This window comes from Variimorphobacter saccharofermentans, assembly GCF_014174405.1.
GTDB lineage: Bacteria > Bacillota > Clostridia > Lachnospirales > Lachnospiraceae > Mobilitalea > Mobilitalea saccharofermentans.
Genome location: NZ_JACEGA010000001.1, coordinates 1,325,140 through 1,340,919 on the forward strand (window position 1 = coordinate 1,325,140; position 15,780 = coordinate 1,340,919).

At 39.5% G+C, this 15,780-nt stretch carries 19 protein-coding genes; all 19 read left to right on the forward strand.

Annotated features, from left to right (window positions below):
- The first annotated feature begins 172 nt into the window (after window positions 1-172).
- Window positions 173-1,129, forward strand: a complete 957-nt coding sequence (gene spoIIIAA / locus H0486_RS05830; RefSeq protein ID WP_228352106.1) for a stage III sporulation protein AA — start codon at window positions 173-175, stop codon at window positions 1,127-1,129.
- A complete protein-coding gene (locus H0486_RS05835) occupies window positions 1,095-1,694 on the forward strand; it encodes a stage III sporulation protein AB (RefSeq protein WP_228352107.1) in 600 nt (199 codons plus the stop codon). The genes spoIIIAA and H0486_RS05835 overlap by 35 nt, the downstream gene beginning before the upstream one ends.
- 49 nt (window positions 1,695-1,743) lie before the next feature.
- Window positions 1,744-1,941: a stage III sporulation protein AC gene (gene spoIIIAC / locus H0486_RS05840; RefSeq protein WP_228352108.1), complete on the forward strand. Its 198-nt coding sequence runs from the start codon at window positions 1,744-1,746 to the stop codon at window positions 1,939-1,941.
- A 12-nt stretch (window positions 1,942-1,953) separates the two neighbouring features.
- Entirely contained in the window at window positions 1,954-2,340 is a 387-nt protein-coding gene (locus tag H0486_RS05845; protein WP_228352109.1) for a stage III sporulation AC/AD family protein, read from the forward strand.
- Window positions 2,341-2,426: 86 nt separating this feature from the next.
- A complete protein-coding gene (locus tag H0486_RS05850) occupies window positions 2,427-3,581 on the forward strand; it encodes a stage III sporulation protein AE (protein WP_228352110.1) in 1,155 nt (384 codons plus the stop codon).
- A gap of 28 nt (window positions 3,582-3,609) precedes the next feature.
- The gene (locus H0486_RS05855) at window positions 3,610-4,233 is read left to right on the forward strand and encodes a stage III sporulation protein AF (RefSeq protein ID WP_228352111.1); all 624 of its coding nucleotides are present in this window, start codon (window positions 3,610-3,612) and stop codon (window positions 4,231-4,233) included.
- A gap of 1 nt (window position 4,234) precedes the next feature.
- Window positions 4,235-4,834, forward strand: coding sequence for a hypothetical protein (locus tag H0486_RS05860; RefSeq protein WP_228352112.1), 600 nt, complete (start codon window positions 4,235-4,237; stop codon window positions 4,832-4,834).
- Between the two features lie 14 nt (window positions 4,835-4,848).
- On the forward strand, window positions 4,849-5,694 hold the full coding sequence (locus H0486_RS05865; RefSeq protein WP_228352113.1) for a SpoIIIAH-like family protein: 846 nt from the start codon (window positions 4,849-4,851) through the stop codon (window positions 5,692-5,694).
- A gap of 124 nt (window positions 5,695-5,818) precedes the next feature.
- Complete coding sequence (locus H0486_RS05870) at window positions 5,819-6,205, forward strand: Asp23/Gls24 family envelope stress response protein (RefSeq protein ID WP_228352114.1); 387 nt, start codon at window positions 5,819-5,821, stop codon at window positions 6,203-6,205.
- Between the two features lie 85 nt (window positions 6,206-6,290).
- Complete coding sequence (gene nusB / locus H0486_RS05875; protein ID WP_228352115.1) at window positions 6,291-6,686, forward strand: transcription antitermination factor NusB; 396 nt, start codon at window positions 6,291-6,293, stop codon at window positions 6,684-6,686.
- A 14-nt stretch (window positions 6,687-6,700) separates the two neighbouring features.
- Window positions 6,701-7,960 carry an exodeoxyribonuclease VII large subunit gene (gene xseA / locus H0486_RS05880; RefSeq protein WP_228352116.1) on the forward strand — a complete coding sequence of 420 codons (1,260 nt, stop codon included), beginning with the start codon at window positions 6,701-6,703 and terminating at the stop codon, window positions 7,958-7,960.
- A complete protein-coding gene (xseB, locus tag H0486_RS05885) occupies window positions 7,935-8,144 on the forward strand; it encodes an exodeoxyribonuclease VII small subunit (protein WP_228352117.1) in 210 nt (69 codons plus the stop codon). Before xseA ends, xseB begins: the two co-directional genes overlap by 26 nt.
- The gene (locus H0486_RS05890) at window positions 8,134-9,051 is read left to right on the forward strand and encodes a polyprenyl synthetase family protein (RefSeq protein ID WP_228352118.1); all 918 of its coding nucleotides are present in this window, start codon (window positions 8,134-8,136) and stop codon (window positions 9,049-9,051) included. Before xseB ends, H0486_RS05890 begins: the two co-directional genes overlap by 11 nt.
- A gap of 43 nt (window positions 9,052-9,094) precedes the next feature.
- On the forward strand, window positions 9,095-10,969 hold the full coding sequence (gene dxs / locus H0486_RS05895) for a 1-deoxy-D-xylulose-5-phosphate synthase (protein ID WP_228352119.1): 1,875 nt from the start codon (window positions 9,095-9,097) through the stop codon (window positions 10,967-10,969).
- A 9-nt stretch (window positions 10,970-10,978) separates the two neighbouring features.
- Window positions 10,979-11,827, forward strand: coding sequence for a TlyA family RNA methyltransferase (locus tag H0486_RS05900; RefSeq protein WP_228352120.1), 849 nt, complete (start codon window positions 10,979-10,981; stop codon window positions 11,825-11,827).
- 114 nt (window positions 11,828-11,941) lie between these two features.
- Entirely contained in the window at window positions 11,942-12,817 is an 876-nt protein-coding gene (locus H0486_RS05905; RefSeq protein ID WP_228352121.1) for an NAD(+)/NADH kinase, read from the forward strand.
- Between the two features lie 26 nt (window positions 12,818-12,843).
- A complete protein-coding gene (argR, locus tag H0486_RS05910) occupies window positions 12,844-13,302 on the forward strand; it encodes an arginine repressor (protein ID WP_228354370.1) in 459 nt (152 codons plus the stop codon).
- Window positions 13,303-13,602: 300 nt separating this feature from the next.
- Complete coding sequence (locus H0486_RS05915; protein ID WP_228352122.1) at window positions 13,603-14,331, forward strand: YebC/PmpR family DNA-binding transcriptional regulator; 729 nt, start codon at window positions 13,603-13,605, stop codon at window positions 14,329-14,331.
- 203 nt (window positions 14,332-14,534) lie between these two features.
- Complete coding sequence (locus H0486_RS05920) at window positions 14,535-15,590, forward strand: non-ribosomal peptide synthetase (RefSeq protein ID WP_228352123.1); 1,056 nt, start codon at window positions 14,535-14,537, stop codon at window positions 15,588-15,590.
- The last annotated feature ends 190 nt before the right edge of the window (window positions 15,591-15,780 follow it).

Consider the following 15,780-nt stretch of genomic DNA (forward strand, 5'->3'; position numbering starts at 1 on the left):
ATATCAATAGCCCTCCGGCTTATTTAACAGAATAATATACCTGCTAGAATTTTGCAATTCATTTCTTGATGGGAATCGGAATATTTTCTTGTAAAGGGAATATATTGTTTTAAGCAGAAGATGGATAAGCGTATCGGTTAAGCTTAGGACAAGGAAGGAGGTATATCGTTGCATGAATACGAAAGACGATCTAATAAAGATATTTTCACTAAAGCTTAGAACGATACTTGGCAAACTAATTATCGATTATGATAAGCTTCAGGAGATCAGGCTTCGTATGAATGCGCCGCTTCTAATTATCTATGGTAATCAGGAATTCTTTGTAACGGAGGATGCGAGATTAACGGACAATCCATCCAAAGGCGTTACTATCACGAAGAATGAAATCCGGGAAACCATGGAGTACATAAGTAATTATTCTTTATATGCGTTTGAGGAAGAGATCAAGCAAGGATTTATTACGATCAGCGGTGGCCATAGAATTGGGATCGCAGGGAAAATAATTATCGAAGATGATGTTATTAAAGGAATGAAACATATTTCCTTCATTAATATAAGACTTGCCCATCAGGTCAAGGGGTGTGCCGATGCCGTAATTCCGTACATATTAGTGAATCATAGACAGGGAATATACCATACCCTGATCATCTCGCCTCCCCGTTGTGGAAAGACCACCATGCTTCGGGATATCATCCGGCAGCTTTCCAACGGAAACAGTAAATTTGCCGGAATGTCAGTAGGAGTAGTTGATGAACGCTCAGAAATTGGTGCCTGCTATATGGGGACACCACAGAACGAGCTGGGAATCCGGACGGACATCCTGGATTGTTGTCCCAAGGCAAAAGGAATGCTTATGTTAATTCGTTCCATGTCACCGCAGATTATTGCTGTGGATGAGATTGGATCAAAGGAAGAGATTGATGCCATTGATTATGTGATTGGCTGCGGATGTAAACTAATCGCTACGGTTCATGGCAGCTCGATCGAAGATATCAAGAGTAAGCCTACATTATGTGAACTGGTACATAAAAGACTATTTGAACGTTACATTATATTGAGTAACACCAAGGAAGTTGGACATTTGGAAGCAATTTATGATGCGGAAGGTAAACCGCTTTATTCGTGCTGATAATAGGCCGGTAGTGTTGATTAAGGGGGGACAAACTATGATGTATGTGATTAAAGTGATTGGATGTATCCTTGTTATTGCTTCTACGACAGGTATGGGATTTTTCTTTAGCAGTGAAATGAAAGGAAGGATTGAGGACTTAAGAGAGTTTCGTAAATTAGTTGTACTACTAAGAGGTGATATACGATATGCCAATACGCCATTACCGGAAGCCATCAGCTCGCTGGCTCGAAGACACAATGGCAGATTTCATGCATTCTTTGAGAAGGTTAGTATTAAATTGCAGGAGCTTTCGGGACAAACCTTTTCGGAGATATGGAAGGCCGCTGTTGGAAATGAAATGAAAGATACCTCGTTAACCAAAAAGGATAAACTTCAGTTGATTCAATTCGGAGAGAATCTCGGCTATCTGGACAAGGATATGCAATTAAATACCTTGGATTTGTATATATCACAATTGGAGGATGAGCTTACTGAGCTTTCAAAATCGGTGAAAGAAAAATCCTATATCTATAATAGCCTGGGAATTATGGCAGGAATTTTTCTAACAATCATTATGCTTTAATGAATTGAGCACCATGTGCGGTTGGATAACGCAATAATGAGGAGGAAATATGGATATCTATTTTATATTGAGAATTGCAGTCGTTGGAATCTTGGTTTCCATATTAAATCAAATACTCAAGCAATCGGGGAGGGATGAGCTTGCATTTCTGACAAGCTTGGCTGGCCTTGTACTGGTTTTGTTATGGCTCTTACCCCATATCACCGATTTGTTTGTAACGATTCAGCAGTTGTTTAATATTATATAGCTGGAGGTTGTTATGGTACAAATTGCTGTAATTGGCATAATAGCTATTACACTGGCTATTATTTTTAAAAAAGGGAAAGAAGAGTATTCATTATATATCAGCATTGCCGCTTGCTTCTTTATACTCTTGTGGGGAATAAGTAAGCTTGAAGTGATTCTGGATGCAATCAATCAGTTACAGGGATACATACACATCAATAAGGCATATGTAGGGATTCTGACTAAAATAATCGGAATCACCTATGTTACGGAAATATCCTCCTCGTTATGCAAGGATTCCGGCTATCAGGCTATAGCGGAACAGATTGAATTAGTTGGAAAGCTGACAATTCTGGCAATCAGTATGCCAATCATGTTAGCATTGTTGGAAACGATTAATAGTCTACTAACAGTACAATAAACGAATCACAATGAATAGGAAACATGTTATACATTAATTATAGATAGAACGAATGGTGTTTATAGATTGAAATGAAGGTGTGGCAAATGACTGAAGGAAGTAAGGGATCATCGAAGAAATACATGAAACTGCTACTACTGATTATAATAATATTTTACGCACAACCCTGTAGTGCTGTGAAGGCGTCTGCCAGCCTGCCGGAGGACATTAATTATACGGAGATTCAGGACGTCATTAATGATGTTATGGGAAAAGGAAATGAATTTCAGTTTGATGATTACGTAGATCAATTAATAAGCGGTGAAGAAGCATTCACCATTTCCTCCTTAGGCAATCAACTGCTTCATTCAGTGAAAGGGGAAATTAATGCAAACCTGGGTACATTTGGGAGTCTAATTACCATAGCTTTGATTGCTGCATTATTTACTAATCTATCCATGGCATTTAAAAATAACCATGTTTCAGAGACCGGATATTATATCACATATTTATTATTGTTTAGCTTACTCATCAGTACTTTTATTCTAGCCTCGCGTATTGCGGCTGAGACCATTGGTTCAATATTGGATTTTATGAAGGCACTGGTTCCTACCTATCTGATGGTAGTAGGCTTTTATACTGGTTCCGGTACTTCACTGGTCTATTATGAGGCAGCTTTGATGTTGATTACTCTGGTTGATTTCTTGATGGTAAGTATAATGATACCTATGATTAATTTCTATTTAATCATTATGTTGACGAATAATCTGTCCAAAGAGGACATGCTATCCAAGCTGGCAGAGTTATTCTCCTCAGCGATTAGCTGGTTACTAAAAAGCATGCTAGCTGCAGTCATCGGGTTTAATGCCATTCAAGGATTGATTGTTCCAGTAGCAGATAAAGTAAAGAGATCTACTCTGCTAAAAGCCTCGGAAGCATTACCCGGAGTAGGAGATGCACTGGGGGGTGTGGCAGAAACGATATTGGGAGCAGGGGTACTGTTGAAAAATGCCATCGGTGTTGCGGGATTAATTGTAATCTTAACTATTTGTGCTGTTCCATTTCTTAAGCTATTAATGATCACAGTAGTATATAAGGTAGGATGTGCTGCGCTGCAACCCATATCGGACAAGCGTTTTATTGAATGTATCAGCGCCTCGGCAAAATCTGCGGGGATGCTACTTCAGACGGTGTTTGTAGGCGCTGTGTTATTTATCATTACGATAACCATAGTTGCGGTTACTACCGGTGGTATCAGTTAATATATCCAGGGAGGGATGAGCTTGTTGTATGAATGAAATCTATATCTGGATCAAAAATATTGTTATTTACATGATTCTCAATACCATCATAATGAATCTACTCGGAAATAAAAGCTATAAAAAATATGTAAGTATTGTATCCGGGATGATTTTAGTGCTGGTGGTGATATCACCTTTGATGAAATTCATGAATTTGGAGGACAAATTGGATTTGTTTCTAAAATCTAACGATTTTGCTATTGAGACATCCGATTTTAAGAATGACCTAAATCGAATGGAAGAGGAGCAAAGCAAGATCATATTTGCGGAGTACGAAAAAAAAATAGAACTTCAGGTAGATGAACTTTTAGCGTCAGAGAATATTGTGTTGGAAGGGTTTGAGGTTAGAATAAATAAAGATCCGAATAGTACAGAATTTGGTGAAATAATGAGCATGGATATCAGTGCAGTGGAAGGGGAAAAGAAACAAGAATATGAAGGGAGAATTCCTCTGATTGAAAAGGTGGAAATTGCAAGGATTTCGTTAAATGAGGAGAAGGAGGAGGTTATAAAAAAGGTACCTTCCCCGATGGAAATAAATCTAAAAAATAAGCTTTCAGACTTCTATAATATCGAACAGGGTAATATAAATATTAGTATACAGGGAGGGTAACATGGAAAAGAAAAAATTATCCCTGAAAGAGATAGGCCTACCAAAATTAGCCATAATGTTAGTTGCAGGAATTTTAATTATTTTATTATCATTCCCAGGTATATTTGAGTCAAAAAAACCTTCAAAAGATATTGTTCAGACAAATAATATGGTTAATCAAAATGATACGAATACGACAAGCTATGATACGAATACCTATATAACAGAAATGGAAAATAAGCTGGAAAACATCCTGAGAAAGGTATCCGGTATCGGTGAGGTGGAGGTCATGATCACATTAAAGGCCTCAAAGGAACAAATCCCGCTAAAGGATAAACCTTCTACACAGGAGAGCTTAAATGAAGTTGATAGGGAGGGCGGAAGTAGAACAAATAATAATGTCCAACAGGAGGATAATACCGTGTTGTATACAGATGAGGATGGAAAATCAGTGCCTTACATAATCCAAGAACTTGAACCTGAGATTGAAGGCGTTGTTGTAATCGCTGAGGGCGGTGATAATGCCGAATTAATAATGGACATTATGGATGCAGCAGAGGTATTATTTGACGTACCCGCGCATAAAGTTAAAGTAATGAAAATGAGGAGCGAGACAAAATGATCAGGAGGTTTAAAATGAAAAATATATTTAAGAAAAATCAAATCATAATCACAGCACTATGTATTATGATAGCCATCGCGGGGTATCTTAGCTTTACCAACAATGACAAACCCGATGATCCCAACGCGGTAGAAACAACGAATCCTGACCTGGAAGATTTAGATGATTTCACTGCGCTGGATGGGTTGGAGATGGTTACTGATACAACTGGTGACACAACAGGTGATGGAACCACAGTGGATGATACTACCGATGATACCACAGATGACACTACAGTGGATGATACCACGGACGATACTACTGTAGATGATACGGACGAAGACTTAGCGGATGATACAGACGAAGCAACAGATGAGGATGATGAAACCATGGATACAGAGGATGCAGCAGATGAATTAGGAGATATTTCTGACGAAGATCTTCTGAGTGTAACCGATAACGGAGAATTGGAATTAGAAGAAGGCGTTCCAGGAGAAGCAGTCCTTGCCAATGCAGCTGTTGATTCCGGTTATTTCATTTCCTCAAGACTTGATCGCGAGCAAAGAAGAGCTAAGAGTAAAGCAGATTTAAAGGAAATTATAGATAGCCCGGATATTTCAAAAGAGGATAAACAGGCTGCAATTCAGAAAATGATTGAGTTAACCTCCAATTCAGAAAAGGAATCCGCTATTGAGATATTACTCGGGGCAAAAGGATTCGACGGATCCATTGTTTACATTGTAGATAACATGGTAAATGTAGTAGTAAATGCGAAAACACTAACCGATCAGCAGCTTGCTATTGTTGAATCTGTAGTAAAGGACAATACAGGCTTCGCAGTGGAAAACATACATATTAATCCGGCTGTTGTAGAAGAATAGTAGGGATCAATAGAAATAATTTTATTTATATTTGCAAAAGCTATGAGATTTGGTATAATACTATATAATGTAAATAAGGTATAGGGAATACCGAATAAAGATAGGAACTTAGGAGGTAATCATTGTGAATAAAGAACCGGAGATCAGAAACACATATAAAATACATGAGGATGGTAAGGTTGGAGAAGTTCAGATAGCGGATGAGGTCGTTGCTACAATAGCAGGTTTAGCGGCTACGGAAGTAAAGGGTGTTGCTGCAACCTCCGGTAATGTTACGAATGAGATTGCCGGCAAGCTCGGAAAGAAGAACTTATCCAAAGGAGTAAAGGTTATAGTGAATCCGGATGCAGTATCGGTGGATATGGCTTTGACCTTGGATTACGGATATGGAATTCCGGAGACTGCCAAGTTAGTTCAGGAAAAGGTAAAGCTGGCGATAGAGAATATGACCGGATTACAGGTAAAAGAGGTTAACATCCGCATAGCCGGAGTTAATATTGTAAAAGAGTAATAATTCCCTAACAACCCTTAGAACATAACCTAAGGGTTGTTTGTTCATGTTAAATGCGAAGTATAGAATCAGGAGGATTCTCATAGTGACGAGAAGAGAAATAAGAGAACACATTTTCCTTATGCTATTTCGTAAGGATTTTCACGAGGCAACTGAATTAACAGAGCAAATGGAGCTCTATATAGCGGAGTTAGAAACACCGTCGCTAGAGGAGTATACCTATCTAACTAACCGCTTTCAGACAGTGGTAAGTCATCTGGAAGAGATCGATCAGACTTTATCTGAGGCTGCCAGTGGCTGGAAGCTAAACCGAATGAATAAGGTGGATTTAACGATATTACGTCTGGCTGTGTATGAAATGAAATTCGACGAGGATGTACCAGTTAAGGTGGCTATCAATGAAGCAGTAGAGATGGCGAAAACATTTGGTGGCGATGAATCCCCCAGTTTTGTGAATGGGGTGTTGGCTAAATTGGCGTAAGTCGGGAGGTCTTCATGGGACAAGCTTATTCGGTTACTGAGATTAATCAATATATAAAGAATATGTTTCTTGGGGATCGAATGTTAAACCGTATTTATGTTAAGGGTGAAGTCTCCAATTGCAAATATCATACCTCTGGGCACATTTATTTTACATTAAAGGATGCACAGGGGCAATTGTCATGCGTAATGTTTGCCGGACAGAGAAGAGGTCTGACATTTCGTTTAGAGGAAGGACAGAGTGTAATTGCTCTCGGAAGCATTAATGTATATGAGAGAGACGGCAAATACCAGCTCTATGCCAGTGAGATCGTGCTAGACGGTCAGGGGCTGTTGTATGAACGCTTTGAGAAACTAAAAAAGCAGCTGGAAGCAGAGGGTTTATTTGATCGTGAGCATAAGAAACCGATTCCTTCCTTTCCGAAAAGAATCGGGATCGTAACAGCTTCCACTGGAGCAGCTATTCAAGATATTATCAATATATCAAAACGGAGAAATCCATATGTCCAGCTGATTTTATATCCGGCACTGGTACAGGGTGTTGGTTCAGCTGAAAGCGTAGCCAAAGGAATTGCTGCCTTGGATCGTCTGGGGTTGGATACTATCATTGTCGGACGTGGAGGAGGATCCATCGAAGATCTATGGGCATTTAATGAGGAAATTGTTGCACGAGCGATCTATCAATGTAATACGCCCATTATCTCAGCAGTTGGACATGAGACGGATGTGACCATTGCGGATTTTGTATCGGATTTGCGAGCGCCGACTCCATCGGCTGCCGCAGAGCTGGCAGTCAATGATTACCTTGCCTTCGAAGCGTTGATCAATGATTACAAGCGTAAGCTGGCAAGAGAAATTCAACAGAAAATACAGCTTCAGCAAAACCGGATAAGGGAGTTGAAATTTCGGCTGTTTTATGCAAGCCCCTCCTATCAGATTAAGCAAAAGAGGCAGTATCTCATCGATATGGAACAACGGTTACAGAACTGTATTAATCAACGAATTAAGGAAAAAAGACATAAACTGGAACTATACATATCAAGGCTGGAGGGTTTATCTCCTTTATCCAAGCTGAGTAAGGGATATGCTTTGATTGTGGGAGAGGATAACAAACCCGTTCAGAGCATTAAGAAGGTAAAGGAAAAGGAGCAGATCACCATTTCGCTGATAGACGGAGATATTTACTCAAGAGTGGAAACAGTTCTGGAAAAGAAGCGTGGTATGAGTGAAATAGAAGATGGAGGTTGTTATGGCGAAGAAAGAAATGAAGCTTGAGGAATCATTTGAAAAGCTGAACCAGATATTAGAGGAACTTGAGAAACCGGAGGTTAGTTTAGAGGATTCATTTTCACTATATCAAGAGGGAATGAAGCTTCTTAAGGCATGTAATGCTTCCATTGACAAGGTGGAGAAGCAATTAATCATATTAAGTGAAAGTGGCGAAACGGATGAACTTTAATCAGGAAATGCAGGAGAAAATATCAGAAATTGAGGCTATACTTGAGGAATTTATTCCGAAAGAGGAGGGCTATCAGAAAACAATTATGCAGGCAATGAATTACAGTCTGCTGGCAGGTGGAAAACGCCTACGTCCTATGCTAATGGTTGAGACCTTTTCCATGTTTAACGGGCTAAATATGGATATACTTAAGCCCTTTATGGCAGCAATTGAGATGATACACACCTATTCCTTGGTACATGATGATCTTCCTGCTATGGATAATGACGAATATCGAAGAGGTAGAAAGACAACCCACGTGGTGTTTGGAGAAGCATTGGGTATTCTGGCCGGAGATGGTCTCTTAAATTATGCCTTTGAGACGGCCCTGAAAGCCTTTGATGCGATTACGGCATCGACGCCAACAGAGGAACTGACCACATATCGTCGCATTGCTAAGGCAATGCAGACCCTGGCTGCGAAAGCAGGTATCTATGGGATGATTGGGGGACAGGTAATTGATACGGAAGAGTACCATGGAGTAACGGAACAGGAACGGTTGGATTTTATGTATCGCCTGAAAACGGGAGCTTTAATGGAGGCTTCCATGATGATTGGGGCGATATTGGCTGGAGCTACGGATGAAGAAGTGAATAAAATCGAATATATTGCTGGCAATATAGGGCTGGCATTTCAAATAAAGGATGATATATTGGACATCACCGGTACACCTGAAGTATTAGGAAAACCGGTTTTAAGCGATGAGAAGAATGAGAAAGTTACCTATGTTACAATTATGGATCTGAATAAGGCTTCAGAACGAGTAGAAGTGATTTCAAAACAGGCAGTAGATGCCTTTGAGGAATTACCCTATCAGAATGAATATTTAAAATCTTTAATCATCAAACTGATTAATAGAGAAAACTAGTAGAATAAGAGCCTTTATTAAGGAATGAAGTGAGGTGTATTGATTGCCAAGATTATTAGATGGTATTAATAATGCAAATGATATTAAGAAAATAAAGGCACAGGATTATGATAAATTAGCGAGAGAAATTCGTGATTTTTTAATACAGAATGTAAGTCAGACAGGAGGACACCTTGCTTCAAATCTTGGAGTAGTTGAACTTACAATGGCATTACATTTATTCCTAAATCTGCCACAGGATAAGCTTATATGGGATGTGGGGCATCAAGCATACACGCATAAGGTATTAACCGGAAGAAAAAATCTGTTTTCTACATTACGACAGATGGATGGAATGAGTGGCTTCCCAAAGAGGGAAGAGAGTGTATGTGATTCCTTTGATACTGGTCATAGTTCCACTGCAATATCAGCAGCTCTGGGACTGGTGAAAGCAAGAGACCTGAATGGGGAGAATAATAAAGTTGTAGCTGTATTAGGTGATGGTGCACTGACCGGTGGTATGGCATTTGAAGCGATTAATAATGCGGGTAGATTAAAGACCAATTTAATCATTGTTTTAAATGACAATAATATGTCCATATCTGAGAATGTGGGAGGTATGGCAAATTACCTTGCGAAGCTGAGAACAAACTCAAAATACACCGGTTTTAAAGAAAATATGGAGAATACCCTTATACAGATGCCGGGAGTGGGGAAGGCTCTTGTTGATAAGCTAAAACGTTCTAAGGATGCCATTAAATACTTTATGCTCCCCAGCATGTTCTTTGAGGATATGGGATTAACCTATATCGGACCCATTGATGGGCATAACATATCGCAAATGATAACCGCGTTTGAAGCTGCTTCAAGAGCAAAGAAGGCGGTAGTTGTTCATGTTCTGACAAGAAAAGGGAAGGGCTATAAGCCTGCTGAAAAATATCCAAGCAGATATCATAGTGTAGAGACCTTTGATGTGGTAAGCGGATCGCCGTTGAAAAAAGAAAAGGTCGATAGCTATACTAAGGTATTCTCAGATACGATGCTACGTCTGGCTCAGTCAAATGATAAACTGGTTGCGATTACTGCAGCGATGCCAAGTGGTACGGGACTGACCCATTTCATGAAGCAATACCCCGATCGTTTTTTTGATGTGGGTATAGCAGAAGAACATGCAGTAACCTTCGCAGCTGGTATGGCTATGGGTGGGTATAAACCTGTGGTAGCGATTTACTCCACCTTTATGCAAAGATCCTATGATCAGATTATTCATGATGTATGCATCAATAACCTTCCGGTTGTATTTGCCATTGACCGTGCCGGAATTACTGGAAGAGATGGGAAAACACATCAGGGGATCTTCGATTTATCCTTCTTATCACATATACCGAATTTAACAGTAATGGCACCCAAAAACCGTTATGAGCTGGAGGAAATGCTTGCCTACGCTGTCTCCTATGATGGCCCAGTAGCAGTCCGTTATCCCAAGGGAGATGCATATGACGGATTAAGTGAGTACCGGGCGCCTATCGTCCATGGGAAAAGTGAAGTGTTAAAACAAGGCTCCGACATAGCAATCTTAGCTCTCGGTAGTATGGTAAAAACAGGAGCAGAAGTAGCAGAGACTCTGGAAAAGGAAGGAATAAGCACGTCCTTAGTGAATGTACGATTTGCTTCTCCCATCGATATAGAAATAATAGATGAGCTTACCAAGAAACATAAAATACTTGTATCAATGGAAGAGAATGTACGGAACGGCGGATATGGTCAGAAGGTTGCCGATTACCTTTGTGAAAGTAAGAAGAATATTCGCTATATTAATATATCGGTTCCGGACGAATATATAGAGCATGGCGGAGTAAGTGAGTTGCATAAGAAGCTCGGATTGGATGCTGAGAGTATTTATAACCGAATTCGGGAGGAGCTTAATTTACTTAAGTGAGGATAATTTATGAAGGAACGTTTGGATGTTTTATTAGTAAATAGGAATTTGGCTGAGTCCAGAGAGAAAGCAAAGGCAATCATCATGTCGGGGAATGTCTTTGTGGATGGACAAAGAGAAGATAAAGCAGGAAGTACATTTTCTCCTGAGGTTCATATAGAGGTAAAAGGAAATCCTTTAAAATATGTGAGTCGTGGCGGATTAAAATTGGAAAAAGCAGTGATGCGTTACCGACTTTTATTAAAGGGCAGAATCTGTATGGATGTAGGTGCTTCTACAGGCGGGTTCACCGATTGTATGCTGCAAAATGGTGCATTGAAGGTCTACTCTGTGGATGTGGGTACGAATCAGCTTGCCTGGAAGCTACGTCAGGATGAAAGGGTAATTTCCATGGAAAAGACTAATATTCGATATCTTACACCGGATCAAATTGAGGACGATATCGAATTTGCATCCATTGATGTATCCTTTATTTCATTAACAAAGGTCTTACTTCCGGTCCGGGAGCTGTTAATAGGAGGAGGAGAAATCGTCTGCCTCATAAAGCCTCAATTTGAAGCAGGGAGAGAGAAGGTTGGGAAAAAAGGAGTCGTTCGTGATCGCAAGGTTCATGTTGAGGTGATCAGAAAGGTTTGTGATTATGCCTCCTCGATTGGTTTTCATTGTCTGGATTTGGATTACTCGCCAATTAAAGGACCGGAGGGTAATATTGAATATTTATTATATCTTAAAAAGACAGAGCGTGATATGGAAATTGAACCGGATATGACGGGAATCTCCATATCTTCGGATAGAATCGAAAGAGTCACCGAAGATGCTCATCGCGGATTAGATGAGGAATATAATACAAACGAATAAATATTTACAAAAAGATACTAATTATAAGTTTGGAGTCTTGAATTTTATACCATACTATGGTAGACTTTTTCGTGTATGCAGGACAGCTGTCTTATGAGGAGAGTAGCAATCAGAATGGATCGATTTTTAATAATTACGAATAAAGAAAAAGATAAAAAACTTAAGGTTACGAATAAGATTGTTGCTTATATTGAACAGGCAGGACGTTCAGCCATGCTTTCAAGTGTATCCTCTGTGCAGGGATGTTCCCAGGTGAAGATACCGGATGATACCGATTGTGCCATTGTATTAGGTGGCGATGGTACGATTATTCAGACTGCCAATGATCTGATGGCTCATAATATTCCTATTCTCGGTGTGAATCTGGGAACCTTAGGATTTCTAGCTGAAATAGAGGAAAATTATGTTCAGGAAGCATTGGATCGATTATTCCGCGACGATTATCGTGTAGAAAATCGCATTATGATTTGCGGAAGTATTCAGTATAGTGATGGACGTAAACCTCTTGATGACGTGACGTATGCACTGAATGATGTGGTAATAGCACGGAAGGGCTTTTCCCGAATCATCAGCCTTGGAATTTATGTAAATAATGAATTGGTTGAAAACTTTCGTGGAGACGGTGTTATTATATCAACACCGACAGGATCTACTGCCTATAATCTGTCAGCAGGTGGCCCTATCATCTTACCGCAGGCTGGAGTAATGGTTATTACGCCGATTTGTCCTCATTCCTTAAGCCCCAGAAGCATTGTGGTATCAGCGGAGGATACGATTAAGATTGTAGTCGGTAAGAGTAAGAAAACTCAGGAGGCAGAAGCAATCGTGACATTTGATGGCAACAAAGTGGTTGAATTAGGAACCGATGATGCGATAGAGATGAAAAAAGCTCAGTATTATACTAAATTGATAAAGCTTAACCGTACTGGTATTTATGAAATTTTGCGGTCAAAGTTAGAGAATAACGGAGATGAAAGAGATCCTCTATAATGAAACAGAAAGGCTGGTATGTGGATATGAAGATCAGCAGACAGAGCAAAATAATTGAATTAATTAATAAATATGATATTGAAACTCAGGAAGAACTGGCAGACCGCTTAATGAAGGATGGCTATAATGTTACACAGGCTACTGTATCCAGAGATATTCGGGAACTAAAGTTGACTAAGGTTGCCGTAGATGGTGGTAAGCAAAAATATATCGTGCTTCAAAAAGCAGAGACAGGTATGATTGAGAAATATGCTCGTGTACTGCGGGATGGTTTCGTGTCCATGGATATGGCTCAGAATATCATGGTAGTGAAGACAGTACCAGGAATGGCGATGGCCGTAGCTGCCGCACTGGATTCCCTTCAGTTAAGCAGCATCGTGGGTTGTATTGCCGGTGATGATACCGTTATGTGTGCGATTCGTACGACGGATGAGACAGTAGCGGTGATGGAGAAGTTGAGTAAGATTATCAACTCGGATATGTAATAGACTGATGCAAGAAAAATTACATTGAGAATAAGAGTAATTCATAATGTATGGCACAGAGTATAAAGGCAAAATGAACTTGTAATAGAACCTGACAGATCATGGATAATGCTATTTGTCGGGTTTCTTTTAGTTTACAATTGATCGGTTTTACTGATTCTGTAGTGAATTACTATCCATCTTAAGATTTCAGAGTTATAATTCGTAGCTTGATAGAAAATATGCTTGCCGAACACATAAAACAATGTTAGAATATTTACGGTAATTTACCATGATACATAGTTGATAAGGAGAATTTATATGTCAGGACATTCAAAGTTTGCTAACATTAAACATAAAAAAGAAAAAAACGATGCAGTAAAGGGCAAGATATTTACAAAACTAGGTCGTGAAATTGCAGTAGCAGTAAAGGAGGGCGGAGCAGATCCGAATTCCAATAGCCGTTTAAAAGATGTTATTGCAAAAGCAAAAGCCAACAATATGCCCAATGATACCATCGATAGAAGTATTAAGAAAGCGGCTGGAGATGCCAATGCAGTTAATTACGAAAGTGTTACTTATGAAGGCTATGGTCCCAGCGGTATTGCAATAATCGTAGAAGCTTTGACGGATAATAAAAATAGAACAGCTGCTAATGTAAGAAATGCTTTTACCAAAGGTAATGGTAATGTCGGCACTCAGGGATGCGTATCTTTTATGTTTGACCGTAAGGGCCAGATCATCATTGATAAGGAAGAATGTGATATGAAGGCCGATGATTTAATGATGGTAGTATTGGAGGCCGGTGCTGAGGATTTTTCGGAAGAGGAAGACAGCTTCGAGATTCTTACCGACCCGGATGATTTTAGTAGTGTAAGAGAAAACCTTGAGAAAGCGGGAATTCCTATGGCTCAAGCAGATATCTCCATGATTCCTCAGACATGGGTAGAATTAAAGGATGAGAACGATATCAAGATGATGAACAGAATTCTTGACTTACTTGACGAGGATGATGACGTACAGGAAGTATATCACAACTGGGATGAGTAATTTGTAGCAATAGGAATACAGTAAAATCAGTACTTTCAGAGATTTGAAAAGAGATTTATGAAGTAAATTAAGCAGAGATTTATACCAGTGATTACATACTGGCAAGTTTGTGCTAAGAAATCTAGTATACATCTATCCCCCTAGTATATCACAGCTGATGGATATGCTAGAGGGATATTTTTATAATTTAGAGGATGCATATTGTGCTATTGAGGGATATTATTAAATTGACTCCGGCACATCTTCGCATGATAACAGAATGGACAATTCCATCCGACAGCAAAATTCATACTTTTATAGTGGGAGGAGAAAGTCTGGAGCGTTCGTTGGCAGATAATATTTGCAAATTATTCCAAAATAGAGTTATAATCTATAATGAGTATGGTCCGACGGAAGCAACTGTTGGTTGTATGATATATCAATATCAGCCAGAAGATGTGGGAGCTACAGTATCCATTGGCCGACCGGCCGATAATGTTCAGATCTATGTGTTGGGAGATGAACGATCACTTATGCCGGTAAATGCTCCAGGTGAGATGTATATTGGGGGTGCTTCCGTTGCAAAGGGTTATTTGAACAACGTAGATATGACCCGGACACAATTTATAGAGAATCCATTTAAGCCAGGGTCTAAGTTGTATAAAACAGGTGACCTTGCAAAGTGGAAGAAAGATGGAAATCTCGAATTTTTGGGTAGAAAGGATTTTCAGGTAAAAATACGCGGATTTCGAGTGGAGCTGGAAGAAATTCAGAATATCCTCCTTTCTCTTCCGCAGATCAAGGATGCGATTATTATTGATCGATTAGATAAGGCAAGTGTTCGATACCTGTGTGCATACCTTGTTAAAGCGGCCGATATATCGGAGGAAGCAATTCGTACGGAATTAAATAAAAAGCTTCCAGGCTATATGATACCTTCTTCCTATGTATTTCTGAAGGAGCTGCCTCTTACCTCCAATGGGAAAATTGACAGAGATCAATTGCCGGAACCTGAGAATAAAACAAGCAATACCTATTGTTTACCTTCTAGTCCGATAGAAACAGCATTGTTAGACATATGGAAAGAACTATTAAAAAGAGACGATATTGGAGTGGAGGACAATTTCTTTGAATTAGGAGGAGATTCCATTAAGGCAGTGCAGTTTGAAGTAGAAGCAGAAAAACAGGGAATCTATCATGGAGATATGTTATCCGTCCAGATTTATGAAACACCTACTATACGTACTTTGGCAGCATTTATTGAAAATCCTAACAAATAGTTCAAAAGTAAATTGATTAGGCAATTGCGAAACTCTAAAGAACTCTTAATTGTGTATACAGCAGATACATATTCCTGCGCAAACCCGCTCCTTCCGCTATGGTTTGCTTCGGAATATGTATCCACTGTATACACAATGGCCACAATTATCTAGTTTCGCAATTACCAAAAGTAAATTGATTGTAAGGAGA